Source organism: Luteimonas sp. WGS1318 (assembly GCF_043187535.1).
Taxonomy (GTDB): domain Bacteria; phylum Pseudomonadota; class Gammaproteobacteria; order Xanthomonadales; family Xanthomonadaceae; genus Luteimonas.
The window spans coordinates 400,192-416,848 of sequence record NZ_CP171131.1 but is presented as its reverse complement, the minus strand read 5'-3'; the positions used below and the strand labels follow the sequence as shown (position 1 = coordinate 416,848).

At 71.0% G+C, this 16,657-nt stretch carries 14 protein-coding genes; 10 read left to right on the top strand and 4 right to left on the bottom strand.

Annotated elements, in window-relative coordinates:
- Positions 1 to 65: 65 nt before the first annotated feature.
- Positions 66 to 3,440 (bottom strand): S8 family serine peptidase, encoded by a 3,375-nt coding sequence (locus ACF3M1_RS01770; RefSeq protein ID WP_394003352.1) that lies wholly within the window; start codon positions 3,438 to 3,440, stop codon positions 66 to 68.
- A 262-nt stretch (positions 3,441 to 3,702) separates the two neighbouring features.
- On the opposite strand from ACF3M1_RS01770, the gene aroE reads away from it, so the two are divergent.
- From aroE to ACF3M1_RS01735, 7 genes are all read left to right on the top strand, one after another.
- Positions 3,703 to 4,551: a shikimate dehydrogenase gene (aroE, locus tag ACF3M1_RS01765; RefSeq protein ID WP_394003350.1), complete on the top strand. Its 849-nt coding sequence runs from the start codon at positions 3,703 to 3,705 to the stop codon at positions 4,549 to 4,551.
- Positions 4,552 to 4,570: 19 nt separating this feature from the next.
- On the top strand, positions 4,571 to 4,897 hold the full coding sequence (locus ACF3M1_RS01760; RefSeq protein ID WP_394003348.1) for a hypothetical protein: 327 nt from the start codon (positions 4,571 to 4,573) through the stop codon (positions 4,895 to 4,897).
- Between the two features lie 7 nt (positions 4,898 to 4,904).
- Complete coding sequence (locus ACF3M1_RS01755; RefSeq protein WP_394003346.1) at positions 4,905 to 5,159, top strand: YkgJ family cysteine cluster protein; 255 nt, start codon at positions 4,905 to 4,907, stop codon at positions 5,157 to 5,159.
- A 205-nt stretch (positions 5,160 to 5,364) separates the two neighbouring features.
- Positions 5,365 to 7,392: a M3 family metallopeptidase gene (locus tag ACF3M1_RS01750; RefSeq protein WP_394003345.1), complete on the top strand. Its 2,028-nt coding sequence runs from the start codon at positions 5,365 to 5,367 to the stop codon at positions 7,390 to 7,392.
- Between the two features lie 113 nt (positions 7,393 to 7,505).
- Positions 7,506 to 8,246 carry a hypothetical protein gene (locus tag ACF3M1_RS01745; RefSeq protein WP_394003343.1) on the top strand — a complete coding sequence of 247 codons (741 nt, stop codon included), beginning with the start codon at positions 7,506 to 7,508 and terminating at the stop codon, positions 8,244 to 8,246.
- Between the two features lie 70 nt (positions 8,247 to 8,316).
- The gene (locus ACF3M1_RS01740; RefSeq protein ID WP_394003342.1) at positions 8,317 to 8,703 is read left to right on the top strand and encodes a hypothetical protein; all 387 of its coding nucleotides are present in this window, start codon (positions 8,317 to 8,319) and stop codon (positions 8,701 to 8,703) included.
- A gap of 95 nt (positions 8,704 to 8,798) precedes the next feature.
- On the top strand, positions 8,799 to 9,302 hold the full coding sequence (locus ACF3M1_RS01735; RefSeq protein ID WP_394003340.1) for a hypothetical protein: 504 nt from the start codon (positions 8,799 to 8,801) through the stop codon (positions 9,300 to 9,302).
- A 113-nt stretch (positions 9,303 to 9,415) separates the two neighbouring features.
- On the opposite strand, the gene ACF3M1_RS01730 is transcribed toward ACF3M1_RS01735, so the two are convergent.
- The 3 genes from ACF3M1_RS01730 to ACF3M1_RS01720 all read right to left on the bottom strand — a co-directional run bounded on the left by ACF3M1_RS01730 (position 9,416) and on the right by ACF3M1_RS01720 (position 12,775).
- Complete coding sequence (locus ACF3M1_RS01730; protein WP_394003338.1) at positions 9,416 to 9,847, bottom strand: PepSY domain-containing protein; 432 nt, start codon at positions 9,845 to 9,847, stop codon at positions 9,416 to 9,418.
- A gap of 102 nt (positions 9,848 to 9,949) precedes the next feature.
- Positions 9,950 to 11,356, bottom strand: a complete 1,407-nt coding sequence (locus tag ACF3M1_RS01725) for a UdgX family uracil-DNA binding protein (RefSeq protein WP_394005146.1) — start codon at positions 11,354 to 11,356, stop codon at positions 9,950 to 9,952.
- Positions 11,357 to 11,494: 138 nt separating this feature from the next.
- Positions 11,495 to 12,775, bottom strand: a complete 1,281-nt coding sequence (locus ACF3M1_RS01720) for a putative DNA modification/repair radical SAM protein (RefSeq protein ID WP_394003336.1) — start codon at positions 12,773 to 12,775, stop codon at positions 11,495 to 11,497.
- 119 nt (positions 12,776 to 12,894) lie between these two features.
- On the opposite strand from ACF3M1_RS01720, the gene ACF3M1_RS01715 reads away from it, so the two are divergent.
- The 3 genes from ACF3M1_RS01715 to ACF3M1_RS01705 are packed head-to-tail and all read left to right on the top strand — an operon-like array spanning position 12,895 to position 16,654.
- The gene (locus tag ACF3M1_RS01715; RefSeq protein WP_394003334.1) at positions 12,895 to 13,746 is read left to right on the top strand and encodes a cytochrome c oxidase subunit II; all 852 of its coding nucleotides are present in this window, start codon (positions 12,895 to 12,897) and stop codon (positions 13,744 to 13,746) included.
- Positions 13,743 to 16,283 carry a cytochrome c oxidase subunit I gene (gene ctaD, locus ACF3M1_RS01710; RefSeq protein WP_394003332.1) on the top strand — a complete coding sequence of 847 codons (2,541 nt, stop codon included), beginning with the start codon at positions 13,743 to 13,745 and terminating at the stop codon, positions 16,281 to 16,283. Before ACF3M1_RS01715 ends, ctaD begins: the two co-directional genes overlap by 4 nt.
- Positions 16,280 to 16,654 carry a hypothetical protein gene (locus ACF3M1_RS01705; protein ID WP_394003330.1) on the top strand — a complete coding sequence of 125 codons (375 nt, stop codon included), beginning with the start codon at positions 16,280 to 16,282 and terminating at the stop codon, positions 16,652 to 16,654. The genes ctaD and ACF3M1_RS01705 overlap by 4 nt, the downstream gene beginning before the upstream one ends.
- Positions 16,655 to 16,657: the final 3 nt, after the last annotated feature.

Genomic DNA, 16,657 nt, shown 5'->3' with positions numbered 1-16,657 from the left:
GCCAGCACGGACGAAAAAACGCCCGGGCATGACCCGGGCGTTTCCGTTCCGATCGGTGCGCGGCCTCAGTTGACCGTCAGCACCACCGGCGTGGCGGCCTTCGGCGTAACGGGATCATTGCTCGCCACGCACAGGTAGCCGACTTGGCGTCCGGGCGACAGCCCGGCAGCGCTCAGCGTCACCCGGTTGGCCTGCGTGGCACCCGGCAGCACGCTGCCCGACGGCGGGCTCACCGCACCGATCCACGGCGCGCCGCAGGGCACGAGGCCGCGGACCGTCATGCCCAGGCCCGCGAACGCGGTGTTCGCGGCCCAGGCGCCGCTGCCGTTGGTGGCCACGGTGAGCGAGGCGAAGCCGCCATTGCCGGCCGTCGAGCCGTACCAGGCCCAGCGGTTGGCGAACGTGCCGCGGGTGGACACGACCAGCCAGTACCGGCCCGGCGGCAGCGTCACCGACTGGCCCGCGGCCGGGAGGTTCAACGCGATCACCGCATTGGTGACATCGACGCCCGGCGCCGTCGGCGCGGCGGTGTAGCTCCACACCGCAGCCGCGGCGGCCGAGGTCGGATTACCGGCCGGCAGGCCACCTGCGTCGGGGTAGATCGCCCAGGTCAGCGCGGTCGCCGCAGTCGTCAGCGCGGTGCCGCTGACCACGAAGCCGGGTGCCGACAGCGCGGTGAGCTGCAGCGGCCGGTCGACGGTGAAATCGTCGGCCGAGTACTGCGCCTGCGCACCCGCGGCAGCGGGATCGCTGTAGTGCGTGCCGCGGAAGCCGCTGGTGACGCCATCACTGGAACGCGCGACCGCGGTGACCGCACCGCTGCCGGTGTTGTCGACCGAGTACACCAGCGGCGAGCCGCCGGCATTGCCGACCGATCCGGTCGCGGTGCCGCTGCGACCGGCGGCGAGCGCCAGCGAGACCGCGTCGGGCAGGCGCACGACGGGCGCCTGGATCGCGATCGCGACCGGCAACGTCAGCGGGGTGCGCTGCGTGCCGAGGATCGGCCCGGTCGACTCCAGCACCATCTCGCCGAACGTCCAGCCGCCATCGGCGGCCGCGCCACGGGTGTTGACGGTGATCCGCACCGATGCCGAACCGCCGGCCGGCACCTTCAGCGTCGCCGGCACCGCGGTGGCATTGACGCCGGTGAAGCGGATGCGCCAGCTCGAGGCCGCGCCGTGCGGGTTGCGGAACGTGCGCACGAAGGTGCAGCTCGAATAGCAGTTGCGGCTCGCCAGGCTGGGCTGGTTGAGCGCGGAAACATCGCCGCCGGTGGCCGGATTGGCGGCCTGGTAGTTGGCCGTGGTCTCGTGCATGACCAGACCGGCGTTGATCGCCCGGTCCACCTGCACGCGGCCGCTGCCCTTGTCGAACGGCGTCCCCGGCGTGACCGAGTCTTCCTTGAACACCTCGGTCTTGGCGGTCAGCGCCAGTGCCGACTTGATCTCCGGCACCGACCAGCCGGGACGCGCCTGACGGATCAGGCCCGCAGCACCGGCCTGGTGCGGCGACGCCATCGACGTGCCGTTGTACAGGTCGAGCGCCTGTTCGAAGCCGGTGATCGTGGTGCCGGCGACGACGGCGAGGATGCTGACGCCGGGCGCCGTGATGTCCGGCTTGACCAGGTCGAAGGTGCCGGCCGGGCCGCGCGAGCTGAACGCACCGAGCGCATCGGCCGTGTTCGGCAGCACCAGCGGCGGGTACAGGATGCCGGCCGTGGCGGTGGACGGATTCGCGAGGCCGAAGTCACGCAGCGCGTTGCCCTCGTCCTGGCTCACGCCGAACACCGGGATGGTCGCGCCGGGCACCGAGGGAATGATGCCGCCCGCGATGTTGTTGGCGATGACCACGGCGATCGCACCGGCATTGCGTGCGTTGTCGGCCTTGATCGTGAACGAGCAGGTGCCGCGGCGGATCAGCACGATCGCACCGGTGAAGCTGTTCGCGGGATACGCCGCGCAGCCGTCGTCGACGCCGTTGATGCCGGCGCTGATGCGCAGCGGCGTGGAACCCGGAATCGAGGCGGTGAACGCCACGCCGCCGGTGCCTTCGTTGATCAGCACCGGCGCGAGCGGCTCGGGCACCGGCGCCGGGCCGGTGACGTTGAGGGCGAGCGCGAACGCACCGCGGCCATGCTGCGCGGCGGCGGTCGACGACACCCAGGGTTCGAGATGCCCCATCGTGTTCGGGCCCGGGCCGCTGTTGCCGGCGGACGACGCGATGAAGATGCCGGCCTCGGTCGCGCCGAGGAAGGCCTGCGACACGGCCTCGGTCCACGGCTGTGCACCGCCGCCGATCGAGTAATTGATGACGTCGACGACGCCGTCGGCGACCGCCTGGTTCACCGCGGCCACCGCCGAGACGTTCGGGCACAGGCCCTGGCCGGTGGCGATGTTGGTGTAGCAGATGTCGTAGGCGACGATGTTGCCGCGCGGCGCGACGCCCGAAATGCGCCGCGGATTGCCGCGGAACACCACGTCGCGGCGGTTGCCGGCCACCGTGGACGCGACATGGCTGCCGTGGCCGTTGGTGTCGCCGAAGCCCGGCTCCTCGCGGAAGCCCGGATTGGTGCAGGTGTTGCCCGGCGCGCCGCAGACGAAGTCGTAGCCGCCAATGAGCTTGTCATTGCAGCGACCCGCATCGATGCCGCCCGGCGCGCAGCTGCCCAGATAGGTGCCGCTGCCCAACGGGTTGACGTGCTGGTAGCCGTCGACCGGATCGACCGCGGCGAACGAGGGCGCGCCGAAGTTGATGCCCGAATCGAGAATGCCGAACACCACGCCCTCGCCCTGGAATGCGCCGGTGGCACCGGGCCATGCGGCGTTCCACACCGCCTCGGCGCCGATCAGGCGGGGGCCGGTGTCGGTGTCGAGCGCGTATTCGCGGTAGGGCTCGACGAAGCGCACGTCGGGCAGTTGCTCCACGCGCGCGGCCTCGCTGTCGGTGAGTTCGACGACGACGGCGTTGATCGCATGCTGCATGCGCCGCTCGACGGCGAGCGGACGGCCGACGCGCAGCGCGATCGCGCCTTCGAGATCGGACTGGCGCCGCTGCAGGTAGCTCACGTAATTACGCGCGCTGGCACCCTTGACGTCGAGGCGCAGCTTGCCGCGCGCATCACTGCGGCGCGCCGGTGCGGCGATGCCCGTCACCCCGCCCTGATAGGCGGCGAGGGCCGGTTCCTCGAACACGACGATCACCCGCTCGGGCGCCTCATCGACCGCGGCAGGCCCCGATGTGGCGCCGGGGCCGGACGCGCCGGCCTGCGTGTTCGCCGCCGCGGGCGCTGCGCCGAACACGCTCGCGACGCCGGCTTTCGCCGCGTCGAGCGCGCCGCCAACGGCGGGCACGCGGGATGGAAGTACGGTGGTGGCCGCCCATGCGACGACGGCGAGACCGAGCAGCGCTGAAGCCGCGCCGACCCTACGGGTACTGGACATGCGAAGAATCCCCGGAAAGATGAACCTGCCAGACCACAACGACCGACCCGCCGGACTGCCGACGCATCGACACCCTTGCGCCCGTCCCCCTGCCCCGGACTGACGCAATATGACGGTTTATACAACTTTCTGTCGCCCGTGGCGCAAGTCGCGACGGTTTTTTGACGCGTCGCGTGAGGCCTGCAGCCGCCCCGTCCATCGGCTGGCCGCCCGCCGCTAGACTGCAGCGACGCGCCCCGGCGCCCCGGCCAATGGAGAGCCCATGTCCCACGTCATCCGTCTCGCGGTGTTCGGCCATCCGGTGGCGCACTCGCTGTCGCCCCGCATCCACGCCGCGTTCGGCCAGCAGCTTGGTCACCTGGTCGACTACACCGCGATCGACGCCGCACCCGAGGCGTTCACCGCCGCACTGCAGGCCTTCGCCGCGACCGGCGGCACCGGCGCCAACGTGACCCTGCCGCTGAAGGAGGCCGCGTTCGCGCTGGCCAACACCTGCAGCGAGCGCGCCCACCGCGCCGGTGCGGTCAACACCCTGGTCCGCCAGGGCGACACCTGGCACGGCGAGAACACCGACGGCACCGGCCTCGTGCGCGACCTCACCGAGCGCCAGGGCCTGGACCTGCGCGGCCGTCGCACGCTGCTGATCGGCGCCGGCGGTGCCGCCCGCGGCGTCGCGCCCGCGCTGCTCGACGCCGGCGTGGACGGGCTGACCGTGGTCAACCGCACCGCCGCTCGCACCGACGCGTTAGCCGATGCCCTCGGCGATCCGGCGCGCGTGCACCCGCGTTATTTGGAACAGCTCGACGAGATGGGCGAGTTCGACCTGATCGTCAACGCCACGTCGGCCGGCCGTGCCGGTGTGGTGCCCGACCTGCCGCGATCGCTCGTCGGCATGCGCACCGTGGCGGTCGACCTGAGCTACGGCGAGGCCGCGGTGCCGTTCCTGGCCTGGGCACGCGCACACGGGGCGCGGCAGACCGTCGACGGCCTGGGCATGCTGGTCGAACAGGCGGCCGAGAGTTTCGCGCTGTGGTACGGCGAGCGCCCCGAGACCGACGCCGTCTACGACGACCTCCAGAGCCGCACCGCGTCGCTCGTCACCGCGGATTGAGCCGCGAGGCCGTCGCGCCATGAACGACCTGTCCGCCCTGTTGCTGCTGCGGCTTCCCGTCGTGCCGACGCTGCTCGGGCTCGGCATCGCGCTGGCCCTGGTGCTGCGGCAGCGGGCCGCGCTCGGCGGGGCCGGCTGGCTGGCCCTGGGCGGCTTCGGGCTGCTGCTGGTCTCGGTGCTGGGATCGACGCTGTTCCATCTGCTGCTGCAGATGCTGGCCCTGCAGCAGCGCATCGACCCCCAGGTGCTGCGATGGGCACCTCCGGTGGTGAACCTTGGTCTGGCGGTGCTCAACGGCACCGGTGTCGTCCTGCTGGCCTTGGCGGTCACGCGCCGCCTCCGCTGACGCCGCGATGGACTGCCGCTCCGGCTGCGCCGCCTGCTGCATCGCGCCGTCGATCTCATCGGCCATTCCCGGCATGCCGCAGGGCAAGCCAGCGGGCGTGCCCTGCATACAACTCGATGACGCCCTGGGGTGCCGCCTGTTCGGGCATCCCGATCGCCCGGCCGTCTGCAGCGCGTTGCGCCCCTCGATGGACATGTGCGGCACCTCGCGCCGCTCGGCGCTCGCGATGCTCGAACACCTGGAGCGGTTGACTGCGCCGTGAGGCGGCGGCGCGGAACACCGGGCGCGCAGTGCGACCTGCAGCACCGTGAAGGCACTGGCTCCCTGCCTTCGCGGGGATGCCGGACCCGGTCACACGGGCGCCGGACGAGCGGCCCGATGCGGCACGTCACGACCGCCGCGGCCGCACACGGCACTCAGGTCCGGCCCCCTAGAATCGACGGCTCGCCCGAACCCGCGCCCCACCGATGACCAATCCCCTGCTCGACACCTCCGGCCTGCCCCGCTTCGATGCGATCACGCCGGCCCACGTCCAGCCCGCGATCGACGCCCTGGTCGCCGAGGCCGAAGCCGCAGCGGCCGTCGCCGGCCGGACCCAGCCGGTGAGCTGGGACCGCGTGGTCGTGCCGCTCGACGATGCGACCGAACGTCTCGGCCGTGCCTGGAACCAGGTGACGCACCTCAACGCGGTGGTCAACACGCCCGAACTGCGCGCGGCCTACAACGCGGCGCTGCCGAAGGTGACCGGTTTCTTCAGCGCGCTCGGCCAGGACCCGGCCCTGTTCGCGCGGTACCGGCGGCTGGCCGACGAGGCCGACGCACAGGGCCTGGACCCGCTGCGTCGGCGCATCGTCGACCACGCGCTGCGCGATTTCCGCCTCGGCGGCGCCGCCCTCGACGACGCGGACAAGGCCCGCTTCGCCGCGATCCGCCAGGAACTGGCGGCGCTGGGCGCGACATTCTCCGAACACGTGCTCGATGCGACCGATGCGTTCACCCTGCAGGTCGACGACGAGGCGCGCCTGGGCGGTCTGCCGGCCGACGTGATCGCCGATGCGCGCGCTGCATCCGAGGCGCGCGGCCACGCGGGCTGGACGCTGACCCTGCAGATGCCCTGCTACCTGCCGGTGCAGACCTACGCCGAAGACCGCGCGCTGCGCGAAACGCTCTACCGCGCCTACGGTCTGCGCGCTTCCGAGGCGGGCCCGGCGGAACTCGACAACGGCCCGCTGATCGCGCGCATCCTCGCGCTGCGCGCCGAACAGGCCGCGCTGCTCGGCTTCGCCAATTACGCCGAACTGTCGCTGGCCACGAAGATGGCCGACGCGCCCGACGACGTGACCGGCTTCCTGCGCGATCTCGCCGCGCGCGCGCGGCCGCATGCCGAGCGCGACCGCGCCGAACTCGAAGCCTTCGCCCGCGACAGCCTCGGCCTGGACACGCTGCAGTCCTGGGACATCCCCTTCGCTGCCGATCGCCTGCGCCAGGCGCGCTACGACTACTCGGCCCAGGAGGTGAAGCGTTACTTCACCGAGGACCGCGTGCTGGCCGGCCTGTTCGACGTGATCCACGCGCTCTACGGCCTGCGGGTCGAGCCCGACACCGCGCCGCTGTGGCATGCCGACGCGCGCTTCTATCGGCTGGTCGACGCCGACGGCGCGCTGGTCGGCCAGTTCTATCTCGATCTCTACGCCCGCGAGGGCAAGCGCGGCGGCGCGTGGATGGACGACTGCCGCAACCGCCGCACGCGCGGCGATGCGGTGCAGACGCCGGTGGTCTATCTGGTCTGCAATTTCGGCCGCGGCCAGGGCGGACGCCCGGCGACCTTCACCCACGACGAGGTCACCACGCTGTTCCACGAGATGGGCCACGGCCTGCACCAGTTGCTGACCGCGGTCGGCGAACTGCCGCTGGCCGGCATCAACGGCGTCGAATGGGACGCCGTCGAGCTGCCCAGCCAGTTCATGGAGAACTTCTGCTGGGAGTGGGACCGCGTGCAGGCGATGACCGCACACGTCGACACCGGCGAGCCGCTGCCGCGCGCGCTGTTCGACCGCATGCTGGCCGCGCGCAATTTCCACAGCGGCCTGCACACGCTGCGCCAGATCGAGTTCGCACTGTTCGACATGCAGCTGCATGCCGGCTTCGACCCGGCGCGGGACGATGTGATGCAGCTGCTCGAGCGCGTGCGCGACGAGGTGGCGGTCACCCGCACGCCGACCTGGCATCGCTTCCCGTACCAGTTCAGCCACATCTTCGCCGGCGGCTACGCGGCCGGGTACTACAGCTACAAGTGGGCCGAGGTGCTGAGCGCGGATGCCTATGCGGCGTTCGAGGAAGCCGGGCACGACGGCGTGGCCGAGGCCGGTGCGCGCTTCCGCGACGAGGTGCTGGCGCGCGGCGGCAGTCGCGATGCGATCGAGAACTTCCGCGCGTTCCGTGGCCGCGATCCCGACCTCGCCGCGCTGCTGCGGCATGGCGGCATGGCCGCCTGACGCAGACGTCCGAGACCCGCGGACGTGCGGCGCCCGACGTGGCCGCCGCGCGTGCGACGACATCCTCACGCAGGCGATGCGAGCATCCGCGCCGGTTCCGCCGGAGATCTCCCATGCGCCTGCTCGTCCTGCTCTGTGCGATCGCGATGCCGGTCGTGGCCTGGTTGTCCCAGACCGGCGCCTTCGGTCCCGACCAGGCCGAGATCTCGAACCGCTATCCGACGCTGCTGGTCGCGGCCGGCTACGCATTTTCGGTGTGGGGCCTGATCTTCCTGCTCGATCTCGTCTACGCCGTCTGGCAGGCGACAGGCGACCGGCGCCAGGACCCGCTGCTCGCGCGCATCGCGCCGGTGGCGGCCGTGGGCTTTGCGCTGACCGCGATCTGGATGCCGCTGTTTTCCGCCGGCATGTTCTGGACCTGCGTGATCGTGATCTTCGCCGCGCTCGCCGCGCTGGCCTGGTGCGCGCTGCAACTGTCGGTCGATGCGGGCCGCGGCCGCCTGCTGGCGTGGATCGCGCTGTCGCTGCACGCGGGCTGGCTGTCGCTCGCCGCCTTCCTCAACCTGGCCCAGACGCTGGTCGCGCACGAGGTGCTGTCGTCCAGCCGCATGCTGGGCTGGAGCCTCGCGCTGTGGGCCGTGGCCGCGGCGCTGTTGCTGGCGCTCAACGCGCGCATGCGCGGCAATCCCGTCTACACCGCGGTGGCGCTGTGGGGGCTGTTCGCGGTGTGGATCAAGCAGACCGACTGGCCGCTCGCGGGCTCGACGACCTCGGCCTGGGTGGCGCTCGCGATCGGCGCGGCGCTGCTGCTGCAGACCGCGGTGCTGCGCCTGCGCCAGCGCCGCCTCGGCTAGCCGCGGCCCGTTCACGCAGCATGCGGGGCCGTCGCGGCATCGTGGCGGCCCGTTTTCGAAGGAGTCCGCCATGGTCCTGCGTCGTCGCCCGTGTGCCGTCGTCCTGACGCTCGGCCTGGTCCTGGCCTCGCCGATCGTCGCCGCCCAGGTCAGCACCACGCCGCTGGAGATCCGCAGCGACGCGCCTCAGGTCTCGACGCAATCGGGCCGGCAGACCGGTGTCGTTACCTTCGAGCGCGAGGATGGCCAGCAGATCATCGTCCAGTCCTACGAGCCGCGGCAGGTCGCGTCTGACCGCTACCGGATCGAGTTCGAGGCGCTGGACGCGGATGCCGACGGCCGCATCAGCCGCGCCGAAGCCCGCGCCCATCCGGCGCTGGACGCCGAGTTCAACGCCATCGACGTCAACCGCGACGGTCATCTGAGCCGCGAGGAACTCGCGGGCTGGCTGCGCTGAACCGCGCTGCAGGCGTACGCGCGCGCGGCCGCCGCGCGCGGTGCATGCGCTAGCCTATGCGGCGCGCCGGTCGATTCCGGCGACGGAGCTGATTCGTGGACCACACTTCTCCGGACGCCGACGACCGCGCGTCCTCGCGCACGCCGATGCTGATCGGCGGCGTCTTCGTGCTGCTGGGCGGCATCTTCATCGGCGCGCTCAGCACCACGGTGATGCTGCGCACGAGCATCGGCTCGGCCGGTGACCTCAAGGCGCGCGACGCGATCCGCATGCAGGCGCTGATCGACGCGCCGGACGGGCGTGCGGCAGCAGCGACCGCGGCCGAACGGGCGACCTCGGAATTCGCCCACAGCTTCGTGATCAGCGCCGCTGCGCTCGATGCGACCGCGTCCCAGGATGACCGCGCACGCATCGTCGAGATCAGCCGCTGGGTGGTCGACACCGGCGCGCTGGCCGAGCGCGACGACGCGGTCTCGCGCTGGGCGGTGATCGCCGCACGGTGTGTGGTGGAACACGCGCAGGCCGTGCGCGATGCTGCCAACTGCGTCCGCGACCGCATGCCACTCGATGTGCCCGTGCCGGAGCACGCGCGGGACTGAGCGGCGTCACCGAAAATTACGATGGCGCCCCATGCAGACGCAAAAAGGCCCGACGCGGGGCCGGGCCTGTCTGCGTGCGCGCCGGCGACCGGCGCGCAACGGAACGGTGTCGCTCAGTCGCGGGTTTCGCTGACCACGCGGCCGTCCTGCGGGTCGAGCTTGAGATCCATGCGCACACCCTGGGCGTTGTCGGCCTCGGCTTCCCACATGCCGTCGTCGAACTTCACGTCGTCGATCCGGGTGTAGCCGGCCGCGGTCAGCTTGGCGCGGATGTCGGCTTCGCCGAGGCTGGTCGCACCGGCGTTGTCGGGATAGATGCGACCAGTCGCCGGATCGAGGCGCACGTCGATCTTGCTGCCGTTGGCGTCGCGGACATCGGCCTTCCAGATTCCGTTCTTGAACTCGACGTCGCTGATGTCGGTGTAACCGCCCTCGGTCAGCGCGGCGCGCACCTGCACGCTGGTCATCGCATCCTGGGCAACGGCGGCACCGGCGGCCAGCGACAGGGCCAGCACGAGGCCACGGACAGCAGTCGTCTGCTTCATTGGGGTCGATCCTTGCATTGAGGTGGGCCGAGTTTTGGCGTGGCGGCGCGAAGCAGGGGTGAACCCCGGCGGCTCCCGTTCAGCTGGGTGACGCGGCGGCGCTCAGGCCGTGACCAGCTGACGCAGGTCGTCGACGAAGCCCGCATAGGCCGTCGCCTGGGCCGACGGATCGCCCTGTCGCAGCACCCACGAGGGATGCACGGTGGCGAACGCGCGCACGCCGTCCTCGCGCGTGCGCCAGATGCCGCGCTCTTCGGTCAATCGCACGCCGGGGCCGAACACCGCACGCGCGGCGCTCGCGCCGAGGCAGACGATGCGCTCGGGCTGCACCTGCGCGATCTCGGCGCGCAACCAGCCGTTGCACGCCTCGATGTGCGCCACGTCCGGTCGCTTGTGCAGGCGACGCTTGCCGCGCGGCTCGAAGCGGAAATGCTTGACCGCATTGGTCAGGTAGAGCGTGGTGCGGTCGATGCCGAGCTCATCCAGCGCGCGCGCGAACAGGCGCCCCGCGGGGCCGACGAACGGGCGTCCGGACAGATCCTCTTCGTCGCCCGGTTGTTCGCCGACGATCATCGTGCGCGCGCTCGAAGGTCCTTCGCCGAAGACTGTCTGCGTCGCCGGCTGCCACAAGGGACAACGTCGACAATCGCGCGCGGATTCGCGCAGCGCGTCGAGCGTGCCGGCCACGACGGGCGCGGGCGCCGGCGCTGCAGGGATGCGGCGACGCGGGGCTTGGTGTTCGCGCTCGGCCATCGCGCACACGCGCAGGCCGGCGTCGCGCATGAGGTCCGGCAGCAGCGCCGCCTCGGGCAGCAGCTTCCAGTATTTCTGCGGCATCTCCGAACGCATCATCGTCGGGTTGAGGCGCGCCGGATTGAAGATGTTGGCGTAGTACGTGCGCCACAGATCCTCGCGCGCGTCCTCGGCCGGCGCGTCGCCGCGCGAGCCGCCCGGCGCGAACGCCAGCGCCTGGCCGTCCCACAACGCCGTGCGGTACGGGGTGACGATCGCCCAGCGCATGCCGGCGAAGCGGCGCGCGAAGAACGGCGCCACGCGATCGACGATGTGGTGGTCGGGTTCGAACCAGGCGACGTATTCCTCCTCGGCCCCCGGCACCGCGCGGAAGCGCACGAAGGCCTTCATCTTGTGGCTGTCGCGACGCACCGCCTGCGCCATCGTGGTAGCGCGATGCACGTCGGGATCGGACGCACGCTGCAGCAATGCGCGCTCGCCCTCGGCGATGCGCCAGAGCATGCGATAGAGCAGCCCGTGACGGTCATCGGCGCGGTGGCAGAGCACGGCGCCGGCGAGGGCCAGGAATTCGGACGACACGCGCGGTGCTGTGCGTCGAGCCGGCAGCGTGGCGAGGTCGATGCCGCCGAGCAGGGAGCCCTGCGCGCCACCGCTCCAGTCGAGCTGTTCGGGCGGCAACGCTGCGCACAGGGCGGCACGCGCGGCAGCGCGCCAGGCGGCAGGGTCCCAGGGCGGATCGACGTGGGCCGCGACCAGTGCGTCGACGCTGGGGCGATTCATGCCGGGCACGTCATTGCCGGCGCGTGCATGCAGGCGCGCGCTTGCGCGTGACGGGGCGTCACCGGGAACGCTCCATCGCGCGCAAGCGCGCGCCTACGCAAGGCTGCTCTGCCATCAGAACAGACTCGCCTGCCGCGGCTGCGGGGCGAGTTCGCTGCGCAGTCGTGCGGGGTCGTCGAGCCGCTGGCGCGGGTGATGCCCCGGCGTGATGACGAACGGCATGATTTTCTTCAACGGCACGCGCAGACGGGCGAGATCGTCGAGCCGCAGCGCCCCGTGCGGGCGCGCGGCGATGATGCGCTCGACGTTGCGGGTGCCCAGGCCCGGCACGCGCAGCAGCATCTCCCGCGGCGCGCGGTTGATGTCGACCGGGAAGCGCGTCGGATTGCGCAGCGCCCAGGCCAGCTTGGGATCGACGTCGAGATCGAGCATGCCGGGCGTCTCGGCGTCCACATCCTCCGCGTTCGCCGCATCAGGCGTGATCTCGTCGACGTCGAAGCCGTAGAAGCGCAGCAGCCAGTCGGCCTGGTAGAGACGGTGCTCGCGCAGCAGCGGCGGTGACTGCAGCGGCAGGTGTTTAGACGCATCGGGAATCGGGCTGAAGGCCGAGTAGTACACCCGCCGCATCCGGTAGGTGCCGTACATGCGGTTGCTGGTTTCCAGGATGCTGCGGTCGTCGGCCGAATCGGCGCCGACGATCATCTGCGTGCTCTGCCCCGCCGGCGCGAAGCGCGGCGCCTTGGCGCGGCGCACGGTCACGCCCTGCCGCTTGACGCGGCGCGCGTCCTTGTCCTCGTCGATGCGCCATTTGAGTTCGCCCATCGCGCCGTGGATGCCGGCGTGGGTCTTCTCCGGCGCCAGCGCGGTCATGCCGGCTTCGGTCGGCAGTTCGATGTTGATGCTCAGGCGGTCGGCATAGCGTCCGGCCGCGGCCAGCAGCTCGGGCGCGGCGTCGGGGATCGTCTTGAGATGGATGTAGCCGGCGAAGCGGTGGTCCTCGCGCAGGCTGCGTGCGACTTCGACCATCTGCTCCATCGTGTAGTCGCCGCTGCGGATGATGCCGCTGGAGAGGAACAGGCCCTCGATGTAATTGCGCTTGTAGAAATCCAGCGTCAGCGTCACGACCTCTTCGGGTGTGAAGCGCGCACGGCGCACGTTGCTCGACACGCGGTTGACGCAGTACGCGCAGTCGAAGATGCAGAAGTTGGTCAGCAGGATCTTCAGCAGCGACACGCAGCGGCCGTCCGGCGTGTAGGAGTGGCAGATGCCCATGCCTTCGGTGCTGCCGATGCCGCCGGTCTTCGACGAGTCGCGCGTGTTCGCGCCGCTCGACGCGCAGGAGGCGTCGTACTTGGCGGCGTCGGCGAGGATCGCGAGCTTGTCGGTCAGATTCACGCGGGCACGGTGGCGGTTCGACGTCTCAAACGGTGAGACTGCCGACGCCGCGGCGTGGACGTGGTGATGCCTGTTCAGCCGCGACGTATTCACATTCTGTGGCCGGCAGGACCGGTAGCGTGCGTTCCGGGCCCGTCGACCGGCGGCCCGTGGCGAGCGGACACTGGGGCGGCACGATCATCGACATCCGGACACGATTCTTCGGGCGCGCCGGCGCCGTTTCCACGGCCCTGCTTGCGACCCTGCTGAGCGCCTGCTCCGGCCCGCAATCGATGCTGGCGCCCGCCGGGCCCGCCGCGGCCGAGATCGCCCGCGGCGGCTGGCTGATGACCGGCGTGTTCACGGTGGTCTGGATCGGCGTGCTGGCCCTGCTGTGGCATACCCTGCGCCGCCGCGAGCCCGGCGACGCGCCCAGACGCCCCGAACGCCTGATCCTCTGGGGCGGCGTGGTGCTGCCGGTGGTGATCGTGGCCGCGCTGCTGGTCTACGGCACGCTGACCAGCGCCCGGGTGACCGGCGTCGGCGAAGAGCCCGATGCCGTGATCGAGGTGACGGCGCGCCAGTGGCAGTGGCACTTCCGCTATCGCGACGCGGACGACCGGATCATCGGCGAGAGCATCGACGAGCTGGCGATGCCGCGGGGCCGGATGATCGAATTCCGGATCACCAGCGAGGATGTGATCCACAGTTTCTGGATCCCGCGGCTGGGCGGCAAGATCGATGCGATTCCCGGCCGCGTGAACACCCTGCGGCTGCGCGCCGACCGCGATACGCCGATGCGCGGCCAGTGCGCGGAATTCTGCGGACTTGAGCACGCGCGCATGGTCTTCCCGGTGCGCATCGTCGAGCCCGACGCGCTCGGCGACTGGCTGGCCACGCGCGAGCCGCGCCCCGCCGACGAGCCGCCCTCGGCCGACGCACCCGCCGGACGCGCACCCCCGCGCCACGGCGCTTCGGAGAACGTGCTGTGAGCCCGGCTACCCCCGACCACACCATCCCCACGCCGGGCGACCATCTGCGCCACGCCGATCGCCTGGCGCTGCTCGACCGCGTGTGGTCGAACGCCCCCGGCCTCGTCGGCCAGCTGACCGCGGTCAACCACTCCACGGTCGCGATGCGCTTCATCGTCACCGGCTTCGCGTTCCTGCTGGTCGGCGGGCTGCTGTCGATGTTCATGCGGCTGCAGCTCGCCTGGCCGGGGCTGGAGGTGCTGGACCCGGAGCGCTACGCGCAGTTCGTGACCATGCACGGCACGACGATGATGTTCCTGTTCGCCGTGCCGATCATGGGCGGCTTCGGCATGTATCTGGTGCCGAAGATGATCGGCGCCCGCGACCTGCCGTTCCCGCGGATGTCGGCGTTCGGCTACTGGTGCTACCTGTTCGGCGGCCTGTTTCTGTATTCGAGTTTCATTTTCGGCAGCGTGCCCGACTCGGGCTGGTTCATGTACACGCCGCTGAGCGATTCGACCTACTCGCCAGGCAAGGGCCCCGATTTCTGGCTGATCGGCGTCACCTTCGCCGAGATCGCGGCCGTGACGTCGGCGGTCGAGCTGATCGTCGCGATCCTGATCACGCGCGCGCCCGGCATGGACCTGCGGCGGATGCCGCTGTTCGTCTGGGCGATGCTGGTCACCGCCTTCATGATCGCGTTCGGGTTTCCGCCGCTGATCCTGGCCAGCATCCTGCTCGAGATCCAGCGCGCGTTCGATTTCGCGTTCTTCGAGGTCGCGCGCGGCGGCGATCCGCTGCTGTGGCAGCACCTGTTCTGGCTGTTCGGGCATCCCGAGGTCTACATCATCTTCCTGCCCGCCGCGGGCGTGGTGTCGATGGTGGTGCAGACCTTCGCGCGTCGTCCGATGATCGGCTACACATGGATCGTGCTGGCCCTGATCGCGACCGGCTTCCTCAGCTTCGGCCTGTGGGTGCACCATATGTTCGCGGTCGGCATCCCGTTGCTGGCGCTGGCGTTCTTCAGCGCGGCCAGCATGATGGTGGCGATCCCGACCGGCATCCAGATCTTCGCGTGGCTGGCCACGCTGTGGGCCGGCAAGCCGTGGCTGCGCGTGCCGATGCTCTACATCATCGGCTTCTTCGTGGTGTTCGTCTGTGGCGGCCTGACCGGGGTGATGCTGGCCTTCGTGCCGTTCAACTGGCAGGTCCACGACACCCACTTCGTCGTCGCCCACCTGCACTACGTGCTGATCGGCGGCCTGATGTTCCCGTTGTTCGCCGGCCTGTATTACTGGCTGCCGCTGGCGAGCGGACGCATGCCGAGCGAATCGCTGAGCCGCAGCGGGTTCTGGCTGGTGTTCATCGGCTTCAACCTGGCGTTCCTGCCGATGCACGTGACCGGCATGGTCGGCATGCCGCGCCGCGTGGACACGTACGCGATGGAACTCGGCGTGCACTGGCTCAACCTGCTGTCGACGGCCGCGGGCTTCGTGATGGCGGTCGGCGTGATCGCGATCCTGATCGACGTGGCGCTGTGCTTCGTGCTCGGCCGCCGCGGCGTCGAGAACCCCTGGCAGGCCGGCACGCTGGAATGGGCGGTGCCGACGCCGGTGCCGAGCTACAACTTCGCCTCGGTGCCGGAGATCGAAAGCCGCTATCCGCTGTGGGACAACCCCGAGGTGGTCGAGGCCACCCGTCGCACCGACGGCCTGCTCGGCGAGGCGCACGACGACCGCCGCGAACTGCTCGGCACCGGCATCCAGTCCGGGCGCCCGGAGCAGGTGATCCGTATCTCCAGCTCGACGTGGCTGCCGCTGCTCGCCGCGCTGGCGATCGCGGTGCTGCTGGCCGGCTTCATCAGTTCCCAGTACTGGCTGTCGATCCTGATGCTGGTGCCGCTGATCGGCCTGTTCCTGCGCTGGGCCTGGACCACGGGCGACCGCCATGCGCCGGTCGAGATCGAGGTCGCGCCAGGCCTGCGCCTGCCGACCCAGACCGCGGCGAAGAACGCGCCCGGCTGGTGGGCGCTGGTCGGCTCGCTGCTGATCGACGGCTCGCTGTTCGCCTCGCTGGTGTTCGCCTACTTCTACCTGTGGCTCAACGCGCCGGCCTGGCCGGCGGGCGGCGCCACGGCGATGGCGTGGACGCCGGCACTGGTCTCGCTGGCTGCGCTGGCGGTGCCGCTGCTCGCGGCCGGGCGTGCATCGGCCACGCTGCAGGCAGGCCGTGCGCGCGCGGCGATCGCCTGGCACGGCGTAGCGATCGTGGCCAGCGCGGTGTTCCTGGCCGTGCACCTGCCGGCGATGTGGGCCGCCGTCGGCGCGCCGCAGGTGCATGCCTATGCATCGGTGGTGTGGACGATGGCCGGCTTCCACGCGCTGCACGTGGTGGTGGCGATGCTGATCGGTGGCTTCGTGGCGCTGCGCATCCACCGCGGCCACGTCGACGCCGTGCGCAGCCTCGATGCACGCGTCGCCGTCGGCTTCTGGCGCTATGTCGTCGGCCTGGGCGCGGTGACCTGGGCGGTGCTGCACCTGTTCCCGAGGTGGCTGTGAGCACGCCCCCGACCGTCACCCTGACCCGCATGTCCGCGCCGTTCGTGCTGTGGGCGCTGCATTTCGTCGCGCTCTACAGCCTGCAGGGCCTGGCCTGCGCGCAGCAGCTGTGGCGCACGCCCGTAGGCGGGCTCGAGACCATGACCTGGGTGCTGTGGGCGCTCACGGCGCTCGTCCTGGCCGCGATCGCCTGGGAGGCGATGCGCGTGTGGCGCATCCGCCAGGCCCTGCTGGCGAGCGACGACACCGGTCGCGCCGATCATTCACGCCGGCAGTTCATGGCGGTCCTGAGCCTGCTCGGCGCGGCCATCGCCGCAGTCGGCGTGGCCTTCACTGCGGCGCCGCTGGCGCTGCTTCCGACCTGCGCCTGAGGC

Coding starts and splice junctions, on each gene's coding strand:
- ACF3M1_RS01770 (WP_394003352.1), bottom strand. CDS start 3,440: ATGTCCAGTACCCGTAGGGTCGGCGCGGCTTCAGCGCTGCTCGGTCTC.
- aroE (WP_394003350.1), top strand. CDS start 3,703: ATGTCCCACGTCATCCGTCTCGCGGTGTTCGGCCATCCGGTGGCGCAC.
- ACF3M1_RS01760 (WP_394003348.1), top strand. CDS start 4,571: ATGAACGACCTGTCCGCCCTGTTGCTGCTGCGGCTTCCCGTCGTGCCG.
- ACF3M1_RS01755 (WP_394003346.1), top strand. CDS start 4,905: ATGGACTGCCGCTCCGGCTGCGCCGCCTGCTGCATCGCGCCGTCGATC.
- ACF3M1_RS01750 (WP_394003345.1), top strand. CDS start 5,365: ATGACCAATCCCCTGCTCGACACCTCCGGCCTGCCCCGCTTCGATGCG.
- ACF3M1_RS01745 (WP_394003343.1), top strand. CDS start 7,506: ATGCGCCTGCTCGTCCTGCTCTGTGCGATCGCGATGCCGGTCGTGGCC.
- ACF3M1_RS01740 (WP_394003342.1), top strand. CDS start 8,317: ATGGTCCTGCGTCGTCGCCCGTGTGCCGTCGTCCTGACGCTCGGCCTG.
- ACF3M1_RS01730 (WP_394003338.1), bottom strand. CDS start 9,847: ATGAAGCAGACGACTGCTGTCCGTGGCCTCGTGCTGGCCCTGTCGCTG.